At 34.5% G+C, this 23,060-nt stretch carries 18 protein-coding genes and 1 riboswitch; of the genes, 3 read left to right on the top strand and 15 right to left on the bottom strand.

Going from position 1 to position 23,060, the window contains the following annotated elements:
• The first annotated feature begins 330 nt into the window (after nucleotides 1–330).
• Nucleotides 331–1,032: a CoA transferase subunit A gene (locus tag KI430_RS06470; RefSeq protein ID WP_248877438.1), complete on the top strand. Its 702-nt coding sequence runs from the start codon at nucleotides 331–333 to the stop codon at nucleotides 1,030–1,032.
• On the opposite strand, the gene KI430_RS06465 is transcribed toward KI430_RS06470, so the two are convergent.
• Nucleotides 956–1,936, bottom strand: a complete 981-nt coding sequence (locus KI430_RS06465; protein ID WP_248877437.1) for an MrcB family domain-containing protein — start codon at nucleotides 1,934–1,936, stop codon at nucleotides 956–958. The two genes, KI430_RS06470 and KI430_RS06465, sit on opposite strands and share 77 nt — an antisense overlap.
• A gap of 83 nt (nucleotides 1,937–2,019) precedes the next feature.
• Nucleotides 2,020–3,807 carry an ABC transporter ATP-binding protein gene (locus KI430_RS06460; protein WP_248877436.1) on the bottom strand — a complete coding sequence of 596 codons (1,788 nt, stop codon included), beginning with the start codon at nucleotides 3,805–3,807 and terminating at the stop codon, nucleotides 2,020–2,022.
• A gap of 119 nt (nucleotides 3,808–3,926) precedes the next feature.
• Between KI430_RS06460 and KI430_RS06455 the strand changes: the two genes are divergently transcribed.
• Nucleotides 3,927–4,580, top strand: a complete 654-nt coding sequence (locus KI430_RS06455; protein ID WP_248877435.1) for a CoA transferase subunit B — start codon at nucleotides 3,927–3,929, stop codon at nucleotides 4,578–4,580.
• Nucleotides 4,581–4,682: 102 nt separating this feature from the next.
• On the opposite strand, the gene KI430_RS06450 is transcribed toward KI430_RS06455, so the two are convergent.
• From KI430_RS06450 to KI430_RS06435, 4 genes are all read right to left on the bottom strand, one after another.
• Nucleotides 4,683–5,474 (bottom strand): DUF4197 domain-containing protein, encoded by a 792-nt coding sequence (locus KI430_RS06450; RefSeq protein WP_248877434.1) that lies wholly within the window; start codon nucleotides 5,472–5,474, stop codon nucleotides 4,683–4,685.
• Nucleotides 5,475–5,535: 61 nt separating this feature from the next.
• The gene (locus KI430_RS06445) at nucleotides 5,536–7,047 is read right to left on the bottom strand and encodes a carbon-nitrogen hydrolase family protein (protein ID WP_248877433.1); all 1,512 of its coding nucleotides are present in this window, start codon (nucleotides 7,045–7,047) and stop codon (nucleotides 5,536–5,538) included.
• A gap of 142 nt (nucleotides 7,048–7,189) precedes the next feature.
• Nucleotides 7,190–7,882: an SIR2 family NAD-dependent protein deacylase gene (locus KI430_RS06440; protein WP_248877432.1), complete on the bottom strand. Its 693-nt coding sequence runs from the start codon at nucleotides 7,880–7,882 to the stop codon at nucleotides 7,190–7,192.
• Between the two features lies 1 nt (nucleotide 7,883).
• Nucleotides 7,884–8,618 carry a DUF72 domain-containing protein gene (locus tag KI430_RS06435; protein WP_248877431.1) on the bottom strand — a complete coding sequence of 245 codons (735 nt, stop codon included), beginning with the start codon at nucleotides 8,616–8,618 and terminating at the stop codon, nucleotides 7,884–7,886.
• Between the two features lie 149 nt (nucleotides 8,619–8,767).
• A riboswitch (SAM riboswitch) is annotated at nucleotides 8,768–8,870 on the top strand.
• A gap of 101 nt (nucleotides 8,871–8,971) precedes the next feature.
• Between KI430_RS06435 and KI430_RS06430 the strand changes: the two genes are divergently transcribed.
• A complete protein-coding gene (locus KI430_RS06430) occupies nucleotides 8,972–11,752 on the top strand; it encodes a TonB-dependent receptor plug domain-containing protein (protein WP_248877430.1) in 2,781 nt (926 codons plus the stop codon).
• Nucleotides 11,753–11,930: 178 nt separating this feature from the next.
• Here KI430_RS06430 and KI430_RS06425 read toward each other — a convergent pair whose 3' ends face one another.
• The 9 genes from KI430_RS06425 to KI430_RS06385 form a co-directional block, all read right to left on the bottom strand.
• Nucleotides 11,931–14,612 (bottom strand): copper-transporting P-type ATPase, encoded by a 2,682-nt coding sequence (locus KI430_RS06425; protein WP_248877429.1) that lies wholly within the window; start codon nucleotides 14,610–14,612, stop codon nucleotides 11,931–11,933.
• Nucleotides 14,613–14,902: 290 nt separating this feature from the next.
• The gene (locus tag KI430_RS06420) at nucleotides 14,903–15,871 is read right to left on the bottom strand and encodes a T9SS type A sorting domain-containing protein (RefSeq protein ID WP_248877428.1); all 969 of its coding nucleotides are present in this window, start codon (nucleotides 15,869–15,871) and stop codon (nucleotides 14,903–14,905) included.
• Between the two features lie 94 nt (nucleotides 15,872–15,965).
• Nucleotides 15,966–16,451 carry a hypothetical protein gene (locus tag KI430_RS06415; protein WP_248877427.1) on the bottom strand — a complete coding sequence of 162 codons (486 nt, stop codon included), beginning with the start codon at nucleotides 16,449–16,451 and terminating at the stop codon, nucleotides 15,966–15,968.
• A 484-nt stretch (nucleotides 16,452–16,935) separates the two neighbouring features.
• Nucleotides 16,936–17,751, bottom strand: a complete 816-nt coding sequence (locus KI430_RS06410; protein WP_248877426.1) for a GLPGLI family protein — start codon at nucleotides 17,749–17,751, stop codon at nucleotides 16,936–16,938.
• A gap of 38 nt (nucleotides 17,752–17,789) precedes the next feature.
• Entirely contained in the window at nucleotides 17,790–18,824 is a 1,035-nt protein-coding gene (locus KI430_RS06405; protein WP_248877425.1) for a S41 family peptidase, read from the bottom strand.
• 15 nt (nucleotides 18,825–18,839) lie between these two features.
• Nucleotides 18,840–20,462 carry an alpha/beta fold hydrolase gene (locus KI430_RS06400; RefSeq protein ID WP_248877424.1) on the bottom strand — a complete coding sequence of 541 codons (1,623 nt, stop codon included), beginning with the start codon at nucleotides 20,460–20,462 and terminating at the stop codon, nucleotides 18,840–18,842.
• A 70-nt stretch (nucleotides 20,463–20,532) separates the two neighbouring features.
• Entirely contained in the window at nucleotides 20,533–21,546 is a 1,014-nt protein-coding gene (locus tag KI430_RS06395) for an EamA family transporter (RefSeq protein WP_248877423.1), read from the bottom strand.
• Nucleotides 21,515–22,429, bottom strand: a complete 915-nt coding sequence (locus KI430_RS06390; RefSeq protein WP_248877422.1) for a hypothetical protein — start codon at nucleotides 22,427–22,429, stop codon at nucleotides 21,515–21,517. Before KI430_RS06390 ends, KI430_RS06395 begins: the two co-directional genes overlap by 32 nt.
• 88 nt (nucleotides 22,430–22,517) lie before the next feature.
• On the bottom strand, nucleotides 22,518–23,060 hold the full coding sequence (locus tag KI430_RS06385; RefSeq protein ID WP_248877421.1) for a helix-turn-helix domain-containing protein: 543 nt from the start codon (nucleotides 23,058–23,060) through the stop codon (nucleotides 22,518–22,520).

The raw sequence follows: 23,060 nt of genomic DNA, 5'->3' as shown, positions 1-23,060 counted from the left end.
GGATTTCCACTCAAGTCGGGCTGCGTAAGATTCTACGTTTTCAATTCAATTTTTAAACATTTCGACTCAGCTCTGTGTAACATATCTAATACTAATCGCTTCTGTCAGCCTGGGGTTTTCGAAGGTTTTTAAAATTGTCAGGCTGAGCGGAGTCGAAGCCTATTATATTTGAAGAAATTTGCCAATTACATAGCTATTTCTTTTGTGACTTTTGTGGTGATTGATTCAAGAATCTAAAGTCTCTCATCTTTTCTCTATTTTCTTTCTTCTAATAAAGGGATTTTTCTATATTTATAAACCAACAAATTGAACAAAAGAAAACTCAGTTTTATGATTGATAAAAGAGTCAAAAACGCTCAGGAAGCGGTAAAAGATATAGAAAACGGAATGACGATAATGCTTGGCGGATTCGGGCTTTGCGGGATTCCGGAGAATTGTATTTCAGAATTGGTAAAGAAAAATGTAAATAATCTGACTTGCATTTCCAATAACGCAGGCGTTGATGATTTCGGTTTAGGATTATTGCTGCGGAAAAAACAAATCAAGAAAATGGTTTCTTCCTATGTTGGAGAAAACGCCGAATTTGAGAGACAGATGTTATCCGGAGAATTAGAAGTAGAGTTGACACCTCAAGGAACGCTTGCCGAAAAATGTAGAGCAGCACAAGCTGGGATTCCTGCATTTTATACACCAGCAGGATTCGGAACCGAAGTTGCGGAAGGTAAAGAAGTCAAAGATTTCAATGGAAAACCACACATTTTAGAACACGCTTACAACGCTGAATTCTCCATCGTAAAAGCCTGGAAAGGCGACCACGCAGGAAATTTGATTTTCAAAGGTTCGGCTCGTAATTTTAATTTTCCAATGGCTGGAGCCGGAAAAATTACCATTGCAGAAGTGGAAGAGTTGGTAGAACCAGGGCAATTAGACCCAAACGAAATCCATATTCCTGGAATTATGGTTCAACGGATTTTTCAAGGTGAGAATTATGAGAAAAGGATTGAACAGAGGACTGTGAGGAAGAGAGAGTAGTTGTTTTGTTACAATTTTTTATCATTTTTTTTAATTCTTCCAAGTTGCTTGGATTATCAAGACGATGAATCATTCGATGACAATTACTACATAAAACTGCAAAATCATCAACTAAATCCATTTCAATTTTTCCAGGTTCTAATGTAGAGATTGGTGAAAGATGATGAGCTTCAATGTAATCTTTACCTAAGCTTCCATATTTATTTTCGAAATCAAAACTACAAGCTTCGCAAATATAGCCTTTTTTGTCTTTGACTAATTTGGATATTCTAGAATTACGCTCAACACGTAAATGATATTTTAATTTTTTAATTTCAAAAATTTTTGAAGATATATCCTGAATTTCATCATTATCATTATAAATTAATTCTTGATATAGATTTAAAATATAGTTTAAGTCCTCCACAAGAGCTTGATCATTGGGAATATTTCTGCTGTCATAATATTTTGCATAAATATTTCCGAACTCATAAAGTTTTGATGATTGTTGCGAATTTGAAATTCTTAAATTAATTTCCTGTAAAGAAAAATCTTCTCTTACATTTAATTTCGCTCTGAAGTTTTCTGCTCGTACTTTTAAAACTTGTCTTTTATTTTTTTTATAAGTTTTAGCAACTTTAGTTACTCCTTGATTTAGAGATAAATAAAAGCCGCTCATATCTTCTCTGAAAAGATATACAGGATAATATCCATCTTGTGCAGATTCAGTTATTAGTTTGTCAAAAATTGCAATCCAAGGGATATTTGCCCAGTTTCCGCCTCCGACTGATGACTTTACTTTATATTGTTTAGGATTTATTATACTATTTTCGACTTTTGTGACAAAATCGTTTTTGAATTTTATAGCAAATTCTGTATTTCCATATTCTTTTTTTTTCTTCAATATATGAGGATGTTGTTTCATTAAAAATTTGATATATCATAGCTTATCTAGTTTAACTGTAAAAATATTATAAAAATAAAAAGTATCTATATTTAAAATGATTTTCAATTTTTCCTCTCCCCAATCTGCTGTCTCCACATAGCATAATACAAACCTTTTTCCGCAATCAGGTTTTCGTGTGAACCTGTTTCTATAACTTGTCCACGTTCCAAAACATAAATTCGGTCTGCGTGCATAATCGTACTTAACCTGTGCGCAATTAGAACTGTAATTTGTTCTTTTTGTTGTGAAATATCTTTGATGGTTGAAGTGATTTCTTCTTCGGTAATACTGTCCAAAGCGGAAGTCGCTTCATCAAAAATCAATAAGTTTGGTTTTCTGAGTAATGCTCTTGCAATCGCAATTCTTTGTTTTTCGCCACCACTTAATTTCAGTCCACCTTCGCCAATGACAGTTTCGATTCCTTTTTCAGCGCGTTCGAGTAAAGTTTTAGTGCTTGATTTCTTCAATGCTAATTCGATGTCTTCTTCGCTGGCGTTAGGATTGACGAAAAGAAGATTTTCTTTGATTGTTCCTGCAAAAAGTTGTGTGTCCTGAGTTACAAATCCGATTTGATTTCTCAGTTCATCAAAGTCAAATTCTTTTCCATTAATTTGATTATAGAAAATATTCCCTTCTTGAGGTCTGTATAATCCAACAAGTAATTTTACCAATGTACTTTTTCCGGAACCACTCGGTCCAACAAACGCAATGGTTTCTCCATTTTTGACATCGAACGAAATGTTATTCAATGCTTTATACTGAGCGGATTGATGTTTGAAAGAAACGTGCTTGAACTCCAGCTCATTGATTGAACCAATTTGTTTTGGTGTATGCGGTTTTTCTTCCACAGGTTTTTTCATCAGGTTATCAAAGTTCTTCAAAGAAGCTTCGGCCTCACGATAAGAAATGATGATATTTCCTATTTCCTGCATCGGACCGAAAATGAAAAATCCATAAAACATCAATGAAAGATATTGTCCCGGAGTTACAACATCTCTGAAAATCAAATATAAAAGTGTCAAAGTAATCAACTGCTGAAGAAAATTGACCATCGTTCCCTGAATGAAACTCAATGAACGGATACTTTTTACTTTCTTCAGTTCGAGTCCTAGGATTTTATAAGTATTATTATTCAGACGGTTGATTTCCTGTTTGGTCAAACCTAAACTTTTTACAATTTCTATGTTTCTTAAACTTTCGGTAGTGCTTCCAGCCAGACTTGTAGTTTCGATAACAATGGTTTTCTGAATATTTTTGATTCTTTTACTTAAAAGATTCGTGACAAATGCAATCAGGAAAATCCCGACAATATAAACCGGCATTATCGACCAATGCAGTCTAATTGCATAGACTGAAACGAAAATAATACTTACCAAAATTCCAAAAAACACATTGATGAAATTCGTAATAAACTTCACCGAATCTTCTCTTACTTTAGTCAGAATCGACAACGTTTCACCGCTTCTCTGGTCCTCGAATTCCTGATAAGGCAACGCCATAGAATGCTGCAAACCGTCCGTGAAAATATTAGCTCCGAATTTCTGCGTAATGACATTCACAGCATAATCTTGGAACGCTTTCGCTATTCGGCTGACCATCGCAGTTCCAACAAGCAAAGCTAAAAAGTAAAATGCACCGTGATAAATATCGGTTCCGTAAAGAAATTGATTCAGATTTCTGGGAATCGATTTTTCTTTGTCGAAAAAGTGTGGATGTGTTACCAATTGGTCGAGAATATTTCCTGTAATTGCTGGCGCAAATAATGAAAATACCTGATTTATAGCGGCTAAAACCAACGAGACGATAATCAGCCATTTGTGTGGTTTGAGGTAATGTAATAATGTTTTCATAATTGTTGACTGCAAAATTACTGATATAAATCCGATAGTTTTTAATAATAATTTGTATCGGCAAAAAAGCATTTTTCTATGAGATGAAATATTGATATATTGCGGTATAAGATTTTACTATGCTGACAAAAGAACAAATCGCACAACGCATATCAAGAGAAGTGAAAGACGGGATGTATGTCAACCTTGGAATCGGGATTCCGACTTTGGTGGCCAACTATGTTCCGGAGGATATTTCGGTGGAATTCCAGAGTGAAAATGGTGTTTTGGGAATGGGGCCATTTCCTTTCGAAGGCGAAGAAGATGCTGACTTGATTAACGCAGGAAAGCAGACTATCACGATTCTTCCAGGCGGTTCTTTTTTTGATTCGGCTTTCAGTTTTGGTATGATCAGAAGTCAAAAAGTGGATTTGACAATTCTTGGTGCAATGGAAGTTTCCGAAAACGGCGATATTGCCAACTGGAAAATTCCTGGAAAAATGGTGAAAGGAATGGGTGGCGCAATGGATTTGGTGGCATCGGCAGAAAATATAATCGTAGCAATGATGCACGTGAACAAAGCCGGAGAATCCAAAATTCTGAAACAATGTACGCTCCCTTTGACGGGTGTTAATTGTGTCAAAAAAGTAGTCACTGAACTAGCGGTTATGGAAATCACAGATAAAGGTTTCAAGCTTCTGGAAAGAGCGCCGGGAATTTCGGTTGAAGATATTGTAAAAGCAACAGAAGCGGAATTAATTATTGAAGGAGAAATTCCGGAGATGCAGTTCTAAATAATTACGAAAGAATCATTAATAAATGAAAAAATTCGCAAAGTGAACACTCTGCGAATTTTAATTTTTCTCTCCAGCTAGCTCTGAAATTCTCAAACTCTCTTACTTCTTCACCGCTCCAAAAACTTTCTCCAAAAGTGAAGTCGTTCTAAGCGCAGCATTGTTTCTGATTCCTGTTTCTTTTTCAGCCACCATTTTGAAAACTCCGTTGATGGTTTCTGTGGTTACATATTCGTTTAAATCGGTCGTTACTGTTTGTCCGGTCAACGTATTGTATTTTGAAATAATATTCTTCCAAACCGTATCTGCTCCAACTTTTCCTAAAGAAGCCTGAACTTTCGGCTGAAACGCTGTGAAAAGCTGACTTTGAGTTTTGGTTTGTAAATAATTAGTCGCGGCGTTATTACTTCCTAAAAGAATATTTTTCGCATCGGTAATTGTCATAGACGTAATCGCATTCGCAAAGATCGGAGTAGCTTCTGTTACGGCATCTTCCGCAGCTCTGTTCAGTAATTTTACACCCTTGTCTGCTAAACTGCCTAAACCGAGAGTTCTTAAAGTCGTATCAATTTTTCTCAATTTTTCCGGCATCAGAATTTTTACCAGTTCATTTTTATAAAACCCGTCGGTCACTCCCAATTTTTTGACACCTTCTGTTACGCCAAGATTCAAAGCTTGTTTCAGACCAGATGAAATTTCGGTCTGGGTAAGATTACCAAGATTGATATTGGAATTCGTGGTTGTTGTTGTATTAGTAGATGTAGGGTTGGAAGTTTTGACCTGGCTGAGGTCAACACCTGTTTTGTCTTTAACTACTTTTAAGAGGTCACCGAGCTGTGCTTGTGTAGAAATTGAAAATAGTAATCCTGCAGCAATTAAATAGTTCTTTTTCATTAAATATATTTTTTACAAAATTAGATGATTAAATCTGATTGAAGTTAAATACCTCAAAAAATTAAATCTGATTTCTCAAGATCACATCATATAAATCTTGTCTTCTATCGGTCATTGTTTTCACAGCGCCATTGTAATGAAGTTCTTTTAATAAATTAAGATCAACATCCACAATAATCGTCATTTCCGTATTCGGTGTAGCTTCGCCTTTTATAGCATTGGATGGAAAAGCAAAATCCGAAGGTGTGAAAACCGTCGCCTGCCCGTACTGAATGTCCATATTATTCACACCCGGAAGATTCCCGACACATCCTGCAATGGCAACATAACATTCATTTTCGATGGCTCTTGCGGCAGCGCAATGTCTAACTCTTGTGTAAGCATTTTGGGTGTCTGTAAGGTAAGGAACAAACAATATTTTCATTCCTTGGTCAGCCAGCAATCTTGGTAATTCTGGAAACTCAACATCATAACAAATAATGACACCGATTTTTCCGCAATCTGTATCGAAAACCTTGATTTCGTTACCACCAGTCATTCCGTAATATTTCTTTTCATTTGGTGTGATGTGAACTTTTCGGTATTCGTCAATTTTTCCGTCTCTGTGTAGAAGATAACTTACATTATACAACTTCCCTTCTTCCAAAATCGGCATACTTCCGGAAATGATATTCACATTGTAACTCACCGCAAATTCAGAGATTTTTTCTTTGATTTCTTCGGTTAATTCAGACAGTTTCTCCATTGATTCCCTTTCATTCATATGATTGAAAGGTGCGAGTAGCGGTGTGTTGAATAATTCCGGGAACAAACAAAAATCCGACTGATAACCTGCAACTGCATCTACAAAAAACTCGACTTGTTTGTAAAAATCCTCCAAATCCTTTAACGGTCTCATCTGCCATTGGACCAAACCAAGCCGAATCACGCTATCCTGCATTGTATTTTTCTTCGCTGTGTAATAGATATTGTTCCATTGCAACAGAACCGCATATTCTTCTGATTCGGAATCGCCTTTCAGGTAACCTTTTAGAATTTTAACCGGAGAAAAATTATTTCCAATCTGGAAACTTAAAACAGGGTCGTAAATTTCTTTATTTCTAACTTTGGTGATGTATTCTCTGGGCGATAATTCTTTGCTGTAAAGATGATAATTCGGAATTCTTCCACCGATGATGATGGATTTTAAATTCAATATTTCGCAGAGTTCTTTTCTGGCATCATACAATCTTCTCCCTAGTCTCAATGCACGGAATTCCGGATCAACAAAAACCTCGATGCCATAAAGAACATTTCCGACATTTGTATGTGTGTTGAATGATTCGTTTCCGGTAATTTCCTGGTAAGTATGCTGGTCACCGTACAATTCGTATTGAACAATAATGGATAATGCTGCAGCAGCCAATTTCCCATCAACTGTAATACAGATTTGACCTTCTGAAAAGATGGAAGTCAGCTTCTGGATATTCCGTTTGCTCCAGACATTATCATCGATATCGGGATAAGCTTTTTGCATTGCTTCTGCCAAGTCATCATAATCATCGATGTTTAGTTTTCTGATTTCTACCTGCATAGTTTGTATATTTTATTGATTAACCACAAAAGTTACAAAAGACATACTTGATTTTATGAGATTAAAGTTAAATAAGTCTTTTGTTAACCCTTTTTTATTAAAATATTGATTGCATCAAAAAACTTTTGTGCCTTTTGTGGTTTTATTTATATTTTTTGATTAAAATTTCCTTCAACTGTTTCATTCCTTCCGTTGCAGAAGTTTTGAAATGGTTGTCATTTTTTGTGAAAGCATTTGGATTTTCCATATTGGGGTCGATGACGAAAATTTCACAATGTTCAGGAACATATCGGATAACCGATGCAGCCGGATAAACTTGCATAGATGTTCCAATGACCAAAAATAAATCTGCCTGAGAAGCAATATCAATCGCATTATCCATCTCCGGAACCATCTCGCCAAACCAAACAATGTGCGGGCGAAGTTGTGAGCCGTCCGGGTGTAAATCTCCAACCTTGATATCATCAATATAATCAATGATTTTGCTGTTTTCGTTTACAGATTTTGCTTTTGTCAATTCGCCGTGAAGATGAATGATTTTGGTGGAACCGCCTCTTTCGTGAAGGTCATCTACATTCTGAGTAATAATATGAACATCGAAAAAATCCTCCAATTCTGCAAGCAATTTGTGCGCCGCATTGGGTTCTACTTCTTTCAATTGTTGTCTTCTGGCATTATAAAAATCCAAAACCAATTGCGGATTTCGAGCAAAACCTTCCGGAGAAGCTACGTCTTCAATGCGATGATTTTCCCAAAGTCCATTGTAATCTCGGAATGTTTTTATCCCACTTTCTGCCGAAATTCCTGCACCGGAAAGTACAACCAGTTTTTTCATTTTAATCTAAAATTTTCTTTAAATATAATGAATTTTCTATGGCAGAAGTTCCCCAAGTGTTATTAAAGTAAATATAAAATTCTTGATTTTTAGCTTTGATTTCTTTAACCAGATTATCTAAAAATTCTTCTGAATAAAGCGATTTATAAAGAATCGGTTTCCCGTGAAGACGATAATATCCGATTTTAGAATTGGTAACAATTACATCTTCCGGGATTTTTCCAGGAAAACTAACACCGCAGAAAATCCATTGGTGTTTTTTGAACAAATCGAAAATTTCATCATTCCACCAAGAATCGTGTCGGAATTCGACTGCAATCAAAAATTTATCAGATAAAGTTTCTGTTAACCATTTAATATTGTTCTCAGTACAATGAAATGATGATGGAAATTGAATTAAAAAACCCGCTAATTTGTTCCCCATATTTTCATTAATATAATTACAAAAGTCAGAAAACTCTTCTTTTTTACTTTCAGAATAACCGGAATGAGAAATTGTTTTTGGAATTTTAATAAAAAAATTAAAATCATCAGGCGTCTCATCATTCCATTTTTGGAGCGTTTTTGCTATTGCTTTTCTGTAAAATGTACTGTTGATTTCGACCGTGTTATAGACTTTAGAATATAATTTCAGGAAGTCTTTATTCTTAGAATCTTCCGGATAAAGTGAACCTTTCCAGTCTGTATTATAGAATCCTGAACAGCCGATATGATATTTTTCTTTTGAATCTTTCATTTTATTAGATAATTAAATCTTATGCCAATCAGCATTGAATCAGTTAATTAAAATCAATATGATATTTATCATATCAAATTAGTATGAATTAAATTTGCTGAAGAAAAATTCTTATCATAGTTTTGCACTGTGATAATGAATTGCTGTCATACTTATTAAGAAAGACCGAGGGAACTGACCTGTTGAAGTCTTAACAACCTGCTGATTAGGTAAGGTGTTACATTCAGCCTTTGAAAAAAGGAAAGATAAGTTGAAAATGTTTAATTGCGGTTGTGATGCCGTCTCAATATAACTTCTTTCAGACTTGTCTGGGAGAAGTTTTCTTTTTTGTATAAAACGTAAAATTTAAAAATATGATTCAAAAAACTATGTTTAATTCCAGCAAAAGAGCCGTTATATCGACAGCCGTAGTTTTCTTTTCCGGGATTTATCTGACTCAAGCACAGGAAACGAAGCCTGTAAAAGATTCTACTTCTGATAAACAAATTGAAGAAGTTGTTTTGGTAGGTTCCAGAAGTGGAGGACGTTCAAAAACAGATAGTCCCGTTCCTGTGGATGTTTTCAATTTGAAAGATATTCAACAAAGTTTACCACAAACCAATATCAATCAGATCCTAAATACGATTGCGCCATCTTTTACGTCAACTATTCAGACTAATGCTGATGGATCGGACCACTCGGATCCTGCACAGTTGAGAGGCTTGGGACCGGACCAGACTTTGGTTTTGATTAATGGAAAAAGAAGACATACATCGGCTTTGGTTAACGTTAACGGTGCGCCTGGAAGAGGAACTGTTGGAACAGACTTAAACGCAATTCCGGCTTTTGCACTTTCAAGAATCGAGGTTTTGAGAGATGGAGCCTCTGCGCAATATGGTTCTGATGCGATTGCTGGCGTAATGAACTTACAATTGAAAAGAGACACTGGAAAACTGACAGGACAACTGAATTATGGTGGTTACCTTACCAAAGCTGCCAATGACCATACTGGAAATTATGATGGACAACAATTTCAATTGGATTTAAACTATGGAAACAAGATTGGAAAACGGGGTGGTTTCTATAATGTGACTTGGTCTTCCCAGTTCCGTGACCCAACAAGAAGAGCTGGAACAGAAAGCGGAAATATCTACAATGCTTACAATGCTATTGAGAAGAGAGCTGCAGAAGCTGGCGTGAATCTGTCTTCTTATTTTAGCAACATCAATAACCTGAAAGGCTCGGCTGGTGAACAAGATTTCGTAAATCTAATTCATCAGTATGCGCAAGGTGTGAATTATTTTGATTCCGGATTCCAGTCAAGTATTCAAAATGCGTCAAATATTTCTGCTTTGCAGGGATTACTAGGCGCTAATTATACAGATCAGGAATTGGCTTACAGAGGACAGACCAGAAAAGATTTTAATATGCAGGTGGGCCAGTCCAAACTCAATAACCATCAATTATTCGCGAATATTGAAGTTCCTTTGAATGACGATTGGAAGGTTTACACATTCGGTGGTTACTCAATCCGTGATGGTGCTTCTGGCGGATTCTATAGAAGACCAAACCAAGCCAGAACATTTACAGGTTTATATATTGACGGTTATTTGCCTGAGATCCATACTAAGATTCAGGATGTTTCTTTGTCTGCCGGAATCAAAGGAAAATGGGATGGATGGAATGTAGACTTCAGTAATACATTTGGTCAAAATAGTTTTGATTACACCATTGAAAATACTGGAAATACAAGTTTAAGATTTAACTCTCCAAATTCTTTCAAAGCTGGTGGATTGCAGTTTTTGCAGAACACCATTAATTTAGATTTCAGCAAATCATTTAATTGGTTGGAAGGTGTAAATGTTGCTTTCGGAGCAGAACAGCGTCACGAAAACTTCAAAGAGAATCCGGGTGAGGAAGCTTCTTACACAGCTTATGATGTGAATGGAAATCCACAAACTTCAACATCAGTTAACCCAACTGATTTCTTCGGAGTAGCATTGGCAGGAAGTTCTCAGGTTTTTGCAGGTTTCAGGCCAGAAAATAAGACCAATAAAAATAGAAATGCTTACGCGGTTTATGCAGATGTAGAATTCAATTTTACCAATTGGTGGCTGGTTGATGCTGCGATTAGATATGAAAATTATTCTGATTTTGGTTCGACTTTTAATTATAAATTAGCATCAAGAATCAAATTATCAAACGATCTTAATTTCCGTTTTGCAAGTTCAACAGGTTTCCGAGCGCCATCGATTCACCAAATCTATTATAATACAACTTCTACATTGTTCACAACGCTTCCGGGAGCTTCGGGACCAAGTTTGGTAGAAGTTGGAACATTTAGTAATGATTCTCAATTGGCACAAGCATTTGGAATTCCGAAATTGAAACAAGAAACGTCAAAATCTGTAAGTACAGGATTTACATATAAAATCCCTGCAATTAATTTGAATATTACAGCAGATGCTTATTTCATAAGAATTGATGACAGAATTGTTTTAACAGATCAATTCTCAAGACCAACCGATCCAAAAACACCTGCACAAATTGCATTGGCAAATGAGTTTGTAAAAGCTAACGTGAATGCAGCTCAGTTTTTCTCTAATGCTATTGATACAGAAACCAAAGGTTTGGATGTCGTAATCAGCCATACGTTTACAAAAGAAAGTTTCAAATTCACAAATGATTTTGCTATCAATTTCAACAGAACAAGAAAAGTGGGTGATATCCACGCATCCGATTTGTTGAAAAATGCAGGATTGGAAAATACCTATTTTGGTGAAAAATCTAGAATTTACCTAGAAGATTCAGTTCCAAAAGTGAAAGCAAGTTTGTCCAATAATTTTAAATGGAATGATTTCAATTTCTATCTGAGAAATACCTATTACGGAAAAGTTTATGGTGCAGATGGTATCAATGGAAATGCGTACGACCATCAATTGATTTCGGACAAGATTGTTACAGATTTGTCTATCGGTTATGATATCAACAAGAATTTCAATTTGACTCTTGGAACAAACAACTTGTTCGATATTTATCCAACTAAAAACGTGACAGCTTCTACTAATAACGACCAGTTCATCTATTCTCGTTCCACATCTCAGTTTGGACAGAACGGACGATATGTTTTCAGTAAGCTGACCGTTTCTTTCTAATTAAAAAATTTCTTAAGGTTTTTATTTTGTTTTGAATGGCATCGGGAGTTTTCTCGATGCCATTTTGGTTAATAAAAAACATAAAGGCACAAAAGAAATTAATTAACAGAGATTAAAATTTAAGGGACAAGGAAAACTTTGTGCCTTAAAAAATAAGTCTTGTGCCTTTGTGTTAAACTCAAATCTCTAATTTCACATTATTCAATCTCAAAGAATTTAGAATCACAGAAACCGAACTGAAACTCATTGCCGCTGCTGCAATCATTGGACTTAACAAAATTCCGAAGACAGGGTAGAGCAGACCTGCCGCTAACGGAATTCCCAAAACATTATAAATAAAAGCAAAGAATAAGTTTTCTTTGATATTTTTCAAAAGTTTTTCACTCAGGATTTTTGATTTGGCTACACCTAAGATGTCGCCTTTTAGCAAAGTTATTTCTGCGCTTTCAATCGCGGCGTCGGTCCCTGTTCCCATTGCAATTCCGATATTGGATTGAGCTAAAGCTGGCGCATCATTGATTCCGTCTCCGGTCATTGCAACAATTTTTCCTTCGGTTTGAAGTTTTTTGATTTCGTTCATTTTGTCTTCAGGAAGACAATTGGCTTTGAAGTTTGTGATTCCGAGTGTTTTTGCCACTGCTTTTGCAGTGTGTTCGTTGTCGCCGGTCATCATTATCACTTCGATGTTTTGAGAATGGAGATATTCAATAGCTTGTTTTGAAGTTGATTTTATTTTGTCTGAGAAGCTCAGGAATCCAAGAACTTTTCCAGCTTTTGCGAGATAAGAAATCGTCTTAGCTTCATTCTGTTTCTGAACTACTTTTTGTTTTAATGATTCAGGAATTTTGATGTTGAAATGTTTCAATAAAGCTTCGTTTCCAAGTAGAATTTCTTCATTATTGATTGTTCCTTTCACACCTTTTCCAGAGATGTTCTCAAAATTCTGAACTTTCTCAAATTGCAGATCAGTATTGCCACTCTGAACTTGTCGAAGAGTTTCTAAAACAGCATTAGACAAAGGATGTTCCGAATTCTGATTCAATGAACCAGCTAATTTTAAAATTTTTTCCCGTTGATCAAGATACGCTTCGCTTGATTCATTTTTATCAGTATTTTCAAATGTTTCGATGTTGTCAAGACTTGGTTTTCCTTCCGTCAATGTTCCGGTTTTATCGGTAATCAGAACATTGATTTTGTGCATTTCTTCCAGCGCTTCAGCATTTTTGATTAAGATTCCATTTTGTGCACCTTTTCCGATTCCTACCATCAAACTCATCGGAGTTGCTAAACCTAGCGCACACGGACAAGCGACAATCAAAACGGCAACAGCGTTTACAAAAGCATAAATCAACTTGTTTTCGCCACCGAAAATATTCCATAAAATAAATGTCAGAATAGAAATTGCAATCACAGTTGGTACAAATATCTTCGAAATCTTATCTGCTAATTTTTGAATCGGCGCTTTGCTTCGGCTGGCTTCGTTGACCATTTTGATGATTTGAGAAAGCAAGGTTTCATCACCAACTTTTTCGGCTTTCATCAGAAAACTTCCATTTCCGTTGATAGTTCCGGAAGTGACTTTATCATTTGATTTTTTCTCTACAGGAATCGGCTCTCCCGTAATCATCGATTCATCAACATTAGAATTTCCTTCGGTAATTTTCCCGTCGACAGGAATTTTTTCGCCCGGTTTTACTCTTAATATATCATTGATTTTAACTTCTGCTAATGATACTTTTTTTTCGTTTCCGTCTACAATCAGATTGGCTGTGTCAGGTGAAAGATTCATCAACGCTTCAATCGCTTTTCCTGTCTTCATGTGCGCTCTGGCTTCCATCATTTGTCCCATTATCACCAAAGTAAGAATGACACAAACGGATTCGAAATAGAGTGGGATGCTTCCGCCGTGAGATAATTCGTGAGGTAAAATATCTGAAACGAATAAAGCGATTAAACTAAAAATCATAGCTGCAGCAACACCCAGAGCAATTAATGAAAACATATTGAGGTTCCAGGTTTTGAAAGAAATCCAACCACGCTTCATCACAAACCATCCTGAATAAAACAAGACGGGTAATGTCAAAATTAACTCTAAAATTCCTTGAACCTGATGAGAAAATGGCCAATCGATAAACATTCCGCCCATCGATAAGATGAAAATGGGAACAGTGAACCCTAAAGCCGTCCAGAATTTTGTTTTTAATAATTTATAAGTTTCATCTTCGTGATCGTTATCTTTTGACGGTTTTGGAACGAGATCCATTCCACAGATCGGGCAATTTCCGGGTTCGTTTTGTACAATCTCGGGATGCATTGGGCAAGTATATTCAACAGTTTTCTTTTCAGGAATTTTGACCAAATCCATTCCGCAAACCGGACAGCCGACATTGGAATCATAAACTTTGTCGCCTTCACAGAACATTGGACAATAGTATTTTCCTTCTTGATGGGTGTTTGGTGTTTGGTGCTTGGTGTTTTGATGCGTATGTGCACTTCTAACATCCAGCTTCTGACTTCTGACCAAATCTTCGGTAATTTTTTCCAAATGCATATGACAAACCGGACAACCTGAATCTGATACATAAGTTTTGTCACCTTCACAAAACATCGGGCAAAAATAATCCCCTATTTTATCTTTGAAACTTTCCGGGAGGTTAGTTTTGGAATAATTTTGCGGTTTGTTTTTGTGGTCATCACGTTCTTCTATCGGAACCAGAAACATATTACAAACCGGACATCGGCCTTGCTTGAAATAGAGTTTTTCGCCTTCACATTCCATTGGACAATAATAAACGGAACTTGGTGAAATTCTTTGACTAGGATGAAGGTGGTCGTGATTATGGTGATTTTGGTTTTCCATTTTTTTGTTTTTAACACAAAGAGCACAAAGTTTTTTTATTAGTAATTCGATGTTTTTAAGGTCACAAAGATTACTAGCTTCGCTCAGTTTTTTATTATTGATACAAATTTCTGAAAAATAGATGCCAATCAGTTATAAATAAATGGAAAGATGTTATAAGGTGAGATAGGAGAGTTATTTGTTTTTTTTACGAAAGGGAGTTTTACAATTGTAGGAATGAGTTTTCTAAATTAAAAACCCCTTCAGATTTTCTGAAGGGGTTTTCTTATTTTAAAATAGAATGTAACGAATTATTCTTTAATTAGTTTCTCAGTAGTCTCACCTTGATCCGTTTTGATTTTTAAGATGTAGTTCCCCTTTGAAAATTGAGAAATATCAATATTGTTTTTGAAATCGGTCTTAATTAATTTTCCTAATGAATCATAGATATCAACTGATTTTAATGTTTTTTCAGTAGAAACATGGATAATGTCTTTTGCCGGATTAGGTGCTATAAAAATGTTTTTTCTTTTAACATCTGAAGTATTTAGATTAGAGCAATTAGAAAGGTTGGATCTATTACCATAAATCGAAAAATTATCTAGATATTTTCCATAACCGTTAGTAGTAGATGTTAGATTAATTATAACATTATTATTGGGATTGAAATTATAATTATTACCTTCATTTGTACGTCCAATTATTTTTTTTGGTGCTAAAGTTCCAGATTCTCCCAAGGAATAAATATCTGTTTTAAGACGATATTTGTTAATACCTATTTTTGAAATTTCCAATGAAAGTCGGTACCAAGTGTTATCAATATAGCCATCACTTGTACCTAATTGAAAATCAGTAATATCATTACTATTCTCTAATCCACCAATATATAATGTTTTATTTGTTATATAACTTCCAAAAATACGTCCTTGTTGACCATCTTTAAATATATATATGCCTGCAGCATGTCCTTTACCTGTACCTGTGTGAAATTTAGTTTTAAAATCAATACTAATTTTCATCGTTTCGTTATCAACCCCATGATACTTTGGACATAAAGTTAAAAATGTGTCAGGGAAAACATCATTTACAGGTGTCTGTACAACATAATTAGATCCATCTTTAAATAATTTATAATTATTTGCACGATAAGTAAAATAATTTTTTAAATCATTATTTGTTTCAGAAATGTAATTATCAAAATTTATATCTAATTGCGACAATTGAGAATGATAAAAAAGTGAATTTAAAAAAGTGAATAAGATAATAAATCTTGTTTTCATAGGTTTAATTTTTGATTATAGTTAAAAACTATGCAATAATATCATTTTAATCTTTACTTGTCTAAAAATCTTTATTAATATTATTAAATACGATTTATTTTCTCGGTTTTAAAGACAAATTATCCACATACACAGCTTGATGTACACCGTTTAATAATACTTTCAAACCGATGTGGCTGTCTTTTTTCAAACTGATGTTGATGACTTTTCTCTCTTTTGTAATTTCTTGTGGTTTAGCAATGGAAACAAAAGATTTCGGATCAATTGCTTTACCTACTGAGAAAATTTCAAGGGAAGTTTCTCCACCATTATCTGTGATGTCAAGGCTCAAAGTATAGTTTCCAGCTTTTACTTTTGGTGTGATGAGATACATATTTTCTTTTGGATCTGTCATCGAGTAAAAAATCACTTTCTTCTCACTGGCGTACAGCATTGCTTTTCCTTTCTGTACAGTCCAGCACTTATCTATATCTTTCCAGCTGTCAAAGTTTTCTGTGATTGTAGTGACTGTTTTGCATTGTGCATTGGCTGTGATTAATCCACCAAAAGCCAAGATTCCTCCGAATATTAATTGTCTCATTTTTATTGAAATATTATGCTGTAAAAATAGCTAAAAAAGAGATTGTTGCAAAGTTTATTTTTAATGAATCTAAATAGTTGGCTGTTTTAGTTAAATTCACAATAAAGAATATTTACTGTTGGTATTTTTTTAAATTAAATTGCAATATCTCATTTCATTAATCATACAAATAGTAAAGATGAAAACGAAAATAATGAAATGAAGTAAATGAAGTTTTAAGATTCTTTTAATTAAATTTTCTCTTCTAATTTTTCCTTCATTTAAAAGATTAAAACAGAAAGTGACTATAAGACCAATAAAAAGTAATTCTCCAATAAAAGTAAATGCTCTTGCAATTCCACTTACAAAACTTTCGCAGTCATTGTCATAAATAGCAAAATTCATAATAGTTCCATATAAAATGAAGAGAATGAAAGGTATATTGATTACAAACCTGAATATTTTTATAGAAAATACAATTTGTTGATTTTAAAGAATAACTAAATTATTTAAGCAGATCAATCTCAATCAAATTATTGTCTTTTGCCAATTTTTCCATTGCTATTTGGTTCAGTTCTTTAATGATTTCAGTAGATGTTCTGAATTTTCCATTAGAATCGTGTTGATCAGGAATTTGTCCCACTAAATCTGCAGTAGGATTCTGACGGTAATTTTTAAATTTCTTAACAAACTGATTGTAATTTAATTCAACAATACGGTAATTTTTCAGGTCAGGATAGACAAACTCTTTCTGGTTAGATCGTATGCCTTTCAATTCCCAGGTATGACTTTTAGTTGAATCTTCAATCTTCAAAATTAAACCAGGTAAACCTTTGAATTTGTAAGGCCCATCTTGAATTGGAATTTCTTTGGTGAACCACGCTGTCCATTTTCTGCCACCAAATTCTGTGGTTGCTTTTTGAACGTCATAATTCAGAATTTTAGAAAATTCATTTGTCAATTTCCAGTTAAGCTCCACATCCTGTTTTACTTTGTACTTGTCCCAAATCAAAAATGTGGTATGAAAAAGCTGATTGGAATTAGGATATTTTGTAACCCATTCACTTACTAATGCTTCGCCAGAAGGCATAGAGTTAATTCCCTTTTGATAGTCTGCAAATTGAGCAGAATCTGATGCATATCTTACAGAGCTATAATATTCTGACCGATCTTTTTGGATATTCAAAATCATTATTTCTGTTTTGACATCTACCTTGTTGGTAGAATCAGAAATGAATTTGTATTCGTAGAGAAATTGTTTGTTTTGTCCGATAGCAAGACAAGATAATAGCAGTAAAATTAATAATTGAATATTTTTCATTGTTAATAGTTTTCAAGATCGAAATATACTGATAATTACTATGATTTTATATCAAAAAACTTCACAGCTTCCACAACATTCCTATCCAAAAGCAAATTATCGAAATTGTCTTTTTTGGAAACGAAAACATCAGGAATAATTTGTTCATAATAATTGCCATTTCTGTCGCTATCGTAGCCAATAGTAATTGCCATCGTGCTGCCAAAAGGTAAAGTATATTGGGTATTGGCGGTTGTTGCGCCGTAGGTTTTTTCGCCGATGAAAATAGTGTTTGGTCTGCCTTTGAAAGCGAGTGTTGTCACTTCGCCAGAACTCCCGGTAAAAAGTCCAGTGATTACTGCGACTTTTACATTGTCCAATAGTTCGCCTTTTGGATTGATGAATGCTGGTTTTTTGGCCCCGTCCAGATATTTTCCTTGGTTCAGTTTTATTTTAGAAATCATCTTTTTATTGCCGTCCAAAGTTCCCCAAACCACATTGTCACCTAACAAATCATAAAGAGCCAAAAGCATTGGTGTAGAGTTTCCACCGGTGTTGAATCTCAAATCAAGAATCCAGCCTTCGGGTTTATTGTTGGATTTGATTTCTGCAATCTTGTCATAAAGTGGTTGCGCAATTTTGTTGATGTTCTCCGGACTAAGCTCGAAAAATAACATATTAGGCATCAGAATGTAGCCGTGTTTTTCATCAATCATTTTAGCTTCGAAAGCAGGTTTGGTATCAAATTTCTTTTTCCATTGTTCAGAAAAATCATCTTTTGTAATGACTTTTCCCGTTCCCGAATATTTTTTGTTATTGTAGAAAATCAAACAATGATTGGCGTTTATTTTATCGAAGAACGGTTTGATTTCGGTTAAGGATTTTTCGAAATTATCATAACTTTTTAGTCTGTCTTTTGTTTCGGATTCTACAGTTTTCCAATCAACAGATTTTCTGTTGAGGTAACTTTTTTCTAAAACCGAAAACAGCTCATTATAAAAAACGTTGATGCTGTCTTGTGGCGTTTTTTGCTTTTGCGCTTTCAGACCTAAGGACAAACTGAGAATAGAAAATATGGTTATTGTTTTTTTCATAGCTGTAATTTAGGATTATTTCTTCAGAAAATTGAGAATCGTATCGTTCAGTTTTTCCGGTTGTTCGAAAGGAACATAATGCGTAGAATCCGGAATAATCGCCAGTTCAGAACCCTTGATGAAGGAATGGATGAGATTGGTATGTTCCGGTTTGATAACATCATTGCTGCCGGCAATTACCAAAACCGGATTGCGGATATTCGTAATTTCTTTATAGTTGATGTTGGGGTGGTTCAGCATCAGTTTTATTAATCGTGGATTTCCGATATTTTGTTCGAGTTGTTGCTGGAATGTTTTGATAAGGTTTTCATCTACACCAGAAGGATCGAGATTAGCGCCGATTGTTACTAATTTATTGACTAATTCCGGATGTTCCAGATTGAAGGTCAATCCTGTATTTCCGCCGTCACTCCAGCCAACGATATTCACTTTATCGAGTTTCAGATTTTGAATGATTTTATAAAGGTCTGAAGCGAATTGATCATAAGAATAATCATCCGTGGTCAAATCTGTGCTTCTGCCTTGCCCACGCGTATCTATTGCAATCACACGATAATGTTTTGAGAAAAAAGGAATTTGTTTGTAGAAATCAGAAATGCTTCCGTTATTCCCATGTAGTAGCAAAAGCGGTTCGCCTTTTCCATACTCTTCGTAGTAGATTTTAGCATCATTCAAATCTATAAATTGTCCATTTCTACTTTTCCCAAATTCTGTTTTTTTAGCTTTTTCTTTATTCTCATAATAGGCAATCAACTGATTGGTTTTGAAATCGTTTTCAGTATTTTTTTCAACTTCAGCAATCTCTTTTTCATTCTTAGTTTTGTCATAACTGATATCGATATTAGAAATAAAACTACCATCAAAAGTTTCCCAATTGCCCTGACTCTGATATCTGAACAAAAGGTCTTTGGATAAAGTTTTCTTGGCAGAAATTCCGAAAACAAAATCGAAATTCTCCATAGATTTATAATCTACCAATTGTAACGTAATAGCAATTTTATCAAGATTATTTAACATTAACCGATAATTTGATAAATCGATATTTTGCCAGCCTGTTGTTGAGGTTTTGTAAATGATATTCTCCTCCAAAAGTGATTGCTCGGGAAGATCGTTTTTGATTTTATAGATATTCAGTTTTAATGTAATTTCCTGATATCTGGAACTCGGGATGATATGAAAATTATAAGATTTGAGTTTTGTCTTTTGATAAATTGGAAAAATATTTCCTTGCTCAACGGTTGGAATATTCTGGTCGAACATTTTAGAAAACGTGAGAAAAGGCTTTGACTTTTGACCAACCAGCTTTTCTTTCATTTGTTTTGCAACGATGTTGACGTTCTCAATCTGAGTCGTTTTATAATCGAGAATGATATTGGGATTTAGCTTAAGTTCGTTCGAAGAAACAGTTTTGTCCTGATATCCCGACGCACTAAAAGTAATTTTGCTATCTGAATCCTGAGGAAGTTCTAATTGATAATTGCCTTTTTCATTGGTAATGGCTCCGTTTTTTGAATTCTTAATTCCAATAGAGCTATAAGCGATGACTTCATTATCCATGTTTTTTACAGTTCCAGAAATCGTTTGTGCATTGAGGTTGAATCCCATCAAAAGAATTAATAGAAAAAAGAGTTTCTGCATTATCAAGTTTTTGTTATCTGTTCTAAAGACAACAAAAACGTTACAGGGTTGCCTGAGTTTTATGAATTAATTAAGATAATTTCACTTCTTCTTGATTTAGTCTGAAAATCTCCTTCGCATTGAAAACAATTACTGCCACAAATATTAATGAGTAAGCACAAATCTGAATCAGATTCAATGGTTCGCCATAAACTGTACTTGCTAAGATGAATGCGATGATTGGGTTGATATTCAATATCATTCCTACTTTTGAAGAAGCGGTTCCTGTTAAGGCAAAGAGATTCAGTAATAATGGAACAATCGTGTACATTACTGCAATAATCTCGACAAAGAAATAAAATTTGAATTCCGTAGGAACTGGCCCGGAATAAGCCGGAAAAAACGGCAACAAAATCAAAGCTGAAATGACAATATGGAAATTCAGAATCAGAAACTTATCGAATTGCTTATTTTGGCTTTGACAAACCAGATATGCCGCATATGTGAAGCCAATTAAGCTGCTGTAAAACATATCCAAAATATTGGTGTACGACAATAAAATGCAGCCGACTAAGCTCAGAAAAACCGATAACCACTGAAGTTTACTCAGTTTATCTTTCAAAATGAAATAAGCCAGAATCGTCGTGATAATCGGACAAACCAAATAGGCGACCGATGTCGCACGAACACTCACGTGATTCATCACATAGATAAATGAAAACCAGTTCGCGGTCAACAAAATACTGCTTCCGACATTAACAATAATCGTTTTTCTTTTCGCTTTTTTAGAAATGGATTTGAAATAATTTAAGTTCTGTTTCAGTTTTTCTCTTTTGAAAAGAATCGAAACTAGCGACATTATCAATGCACAACTGAAAACCCTGTAAAAAAGAATGTCCGAAGATGCGTAAGAATGAAGTGGTTTCAGCACCAAACTAAAAGTTCCCCAAATAGAAAATGCTAAAATAGCAGCCAGATAATGTCGAAGATTGTTCAAGTCGTTGTTTCGTTTGGAATCATTTGCAAAAATAGGTAACTTTTGCTGGAAGTTCTCTATAAAACTATTGATTTCCTCAATCTGTAATTCCGATTTTCTTATCTCCACAATCGATAAAAATACTATTATTCAGAAAGATTTTGTTTCCCAGCATTCCCGTCATTCCAGAGAACTTCATCATAGAAAACTGCGCATCGGAAAAACCTTCAACATATGTGATTTGTTTTACAGGAATCTGCAGATTTTTGAATGTGATATTTTCCTTACAATCCGTTGTATAAGTTGTCAAAACATTGTCCCAAGACTGTGCTTTTTCGATATTGATTTTTGAATTTGGCGTTTTCAGATTTTGCCATTCTTCTTTGTAAGTCAGTAATTCGTAAGCGCTGGTTCCAGAGTCGTATAGGAATTTTCGTTCTTCGCCTTTCAATTTTCCGGAAATAATGATTCTTCTTTTTTTGAATTTGAAATCGAACAATTGATTTTTAAATCCATTCGGGATTTGATTCAAATTAAAAACAACTTGGTTGCTTTTAAAATTAATCACGGTTTTTCGGTCTTCTAAAACATCAGAACCAATCGTTCCAATGATTTTGATGGTATCTTTTTCTTCGTTTTTTTCTTTAGTAAATATTTTAAATCGGTTTGATGAGATTTCAGTTTTTCCAATATAGAAAGAAGTTTCAGCCTTTTCATTATTGATAGAAATTTCTTTGATGTTTTTAATTTGATTCGAATAAAATACGGTGTAAGGCGAACCTGTGTCAAATTGCAAATAATAAGTTTCCGGATTTCCAGAAAAATGAATCGGAAGAAGCAACACGTTTTTCTCATTTCCCAACCAAGTGATGGGGATATTTCCGCTTTTATTTTTGATGGTTAGATAATTGTCTTCGGGCGTAAATTTTTGGTCAAAATAAATATATCCGCCTACCACTATCAAAACCAAAACGGCTACAAATCCTAAAGCTAATTTCTTAAAAAGTTTCATTGTTCAATTTTTCTGCAAGATTCGGTTTTTGAAACTGAATTTGAATAAAAAATGATATGACAATTTTACGTCAGTTTTATGATTTGGCTTATAAGAAGTTGTTTTTCAGTTTTATAGAAAGTGTGTTGTTTTGGTTGAGGCTGATTCCGTTTTTGATAACAATACAAAGTTTGATGACGATAAAAGCAATTAATGGAATTAAAAACAATGGAAATTGGATAGAAAACCAATGCTGAATAAACGGACTTAATATCAACGAAACCGAAACGAAAAATGCCAAAATAATCTGAACACAAATAATACTTTTTCCCAATTCTCTATTCGTGGAATCCTGAGTTTTGTAAGTCAAAATTGCTGGAAAAATAATCCCGCCAAAAGGAATAATTAATCCCGCTAAAGCAGAAAGGTTGATAAGTTTTGCTCTATCTATTTGTATGTTTTCTTCATACTTTGAAAAAAGATTTTCTGGTTCGGTTTCCAAAGTCTGTGCAATGGCTTTCAACGTAAAACCTTTGAGACTTTGCCCAGATTCAATTCTTTGAATCGTTCGCAAAGACAATCCGGACTTCTCAGCCAATTCTGTTTGGGTGAGGTTTTTTTGTTCACGGAGGGTTTTGACTTTGGATTGCAT

Origin of the sequence: Epilithonimonas zeae (assembly GCF_023278365.1) — a bacterium.
Taxonomy (GTDB): domain Bacteria; phylum Bacteroidota; class Bacteroidia; order Flavobacteriales; family Weeksellaceae; genus Epilithonimonas; species Epilithonimonas zeae_A.
Note: the sequence above shows the minus strand (reverse complement) of the source record. Positions and strands in the feature narration are given on the sequence as shown.

Coding starts and splice junctions, on each gene's coding strand:
- KI430_RS06410 (WP_248877426.1), bottom strand. CDS start 17,751: ATGAAAAATATTCAATTATTAATTTTACTGCTATTATCTTGTCTTGCT.
- KI430_RS06390 (WP_248877422.1), bottom strand. CDS start 22,429: ATGAAACTTTTTAAGAAATTAGCTTTAGGATTTGTAGCCGTTTTGGTT.
- KI430_RS06445 (WP_248877433.1), bottom strand. CDS start 7,047: ATGCAGGTAGAAATCAGAAAACTAAACATCGATGATTATGATGACTTG.
- KI430_RS06405 (WP_248877425.1), bottom strand. CDS start 18,824: ATGAAAAAAACAATAACCATATTTTCTATTCTCAGTTTGTCCTTAGGT.
- KI430_RS06425 (WP_248877429.1), bottom strand. CDS start 14,612: ATGGAAAACCAAAATCACCATAATCACGACCACCTTCATCCTAGTCAA.
- KI430_RS06400 (WP_248877424.1), bottom strand. CDS start 20,462: ATGCAGAAACTCTTTTTTCTATTAATTCTTTTGATGGGATTCAACCTC.
- KI430_RS06450 (WP_248877434.1), bottom strand. CDS start 5,474: ATGAAAAAGAACTATTTAATTGCTGCAGGATTACTATTTTCAATTTCT.
- KI430_RS06430 (WP_248877430.1), top strand. CDS start 8,972: ATGATTCAAAAAACTATGTTTAATTCCAGCAAAAGAGCCGTTATATCG.
- KI430_RS06435 (WP_248877431.1), bottom strand. CDS start 8,618: ATGAAAGATTCAAAAGAAAAATATCATATCGGCTGTTCAGGATTCTAT.
- KI430_RS06470 (WP_248877438.1), top strand. CDS start 331: ATGATTGATAAAAGAGTCAAAAACGCTCAGGAAGCGGTAAAAGATATA.
- KI430_RS06460 (WP_248877436.1), bottom strand. CDS start 3,807: ATGAAAACATTATTACATTACCTCAAACCACACAAATGGCTGATTATC.
- KI430_RS06415 (WP_248877427.1), bottom strand. CDS start 16,451: ATGAGACAATTAATATTCGGAGGAATCTTGGCTTTTGGTGGATTAATC.
- KI430_RS06455 (WP_248877435.1), top strand. CDS start 3,927: ATGCTGACAAAAGAACAAATCGCACAACGCATATCAAGAGAAGTGAAA.
- KI430_RS06440 (WP_248877432.1), bottom strand. CDS start 7,882: ATGAAAAAACTGGTTGTACTTTCCGGTGCAGGAATTTCGGCAGAAAGT.
- KI430_RS06465 (WP_248877437.1), bottom strand. CDS start 1,936: ATGAAACAACATCCTCATATATTGAAGAAAAAAAAAGAATATGGAAAT.
- KI430_RS06385 (WP_248877421.1), bottom strand. CDS start 23,060: ATGCAATCCAAAGTCAAAACCCTCCGTGAACAAAAAAACCTCACCCAA.
- KI430_RS06420 (WP_248877428.1), bottom strand. CDS start 15,871: ATGAAAACAAGATTTATTATCTTATTCACTTTTTTAAATTCACTTTTT.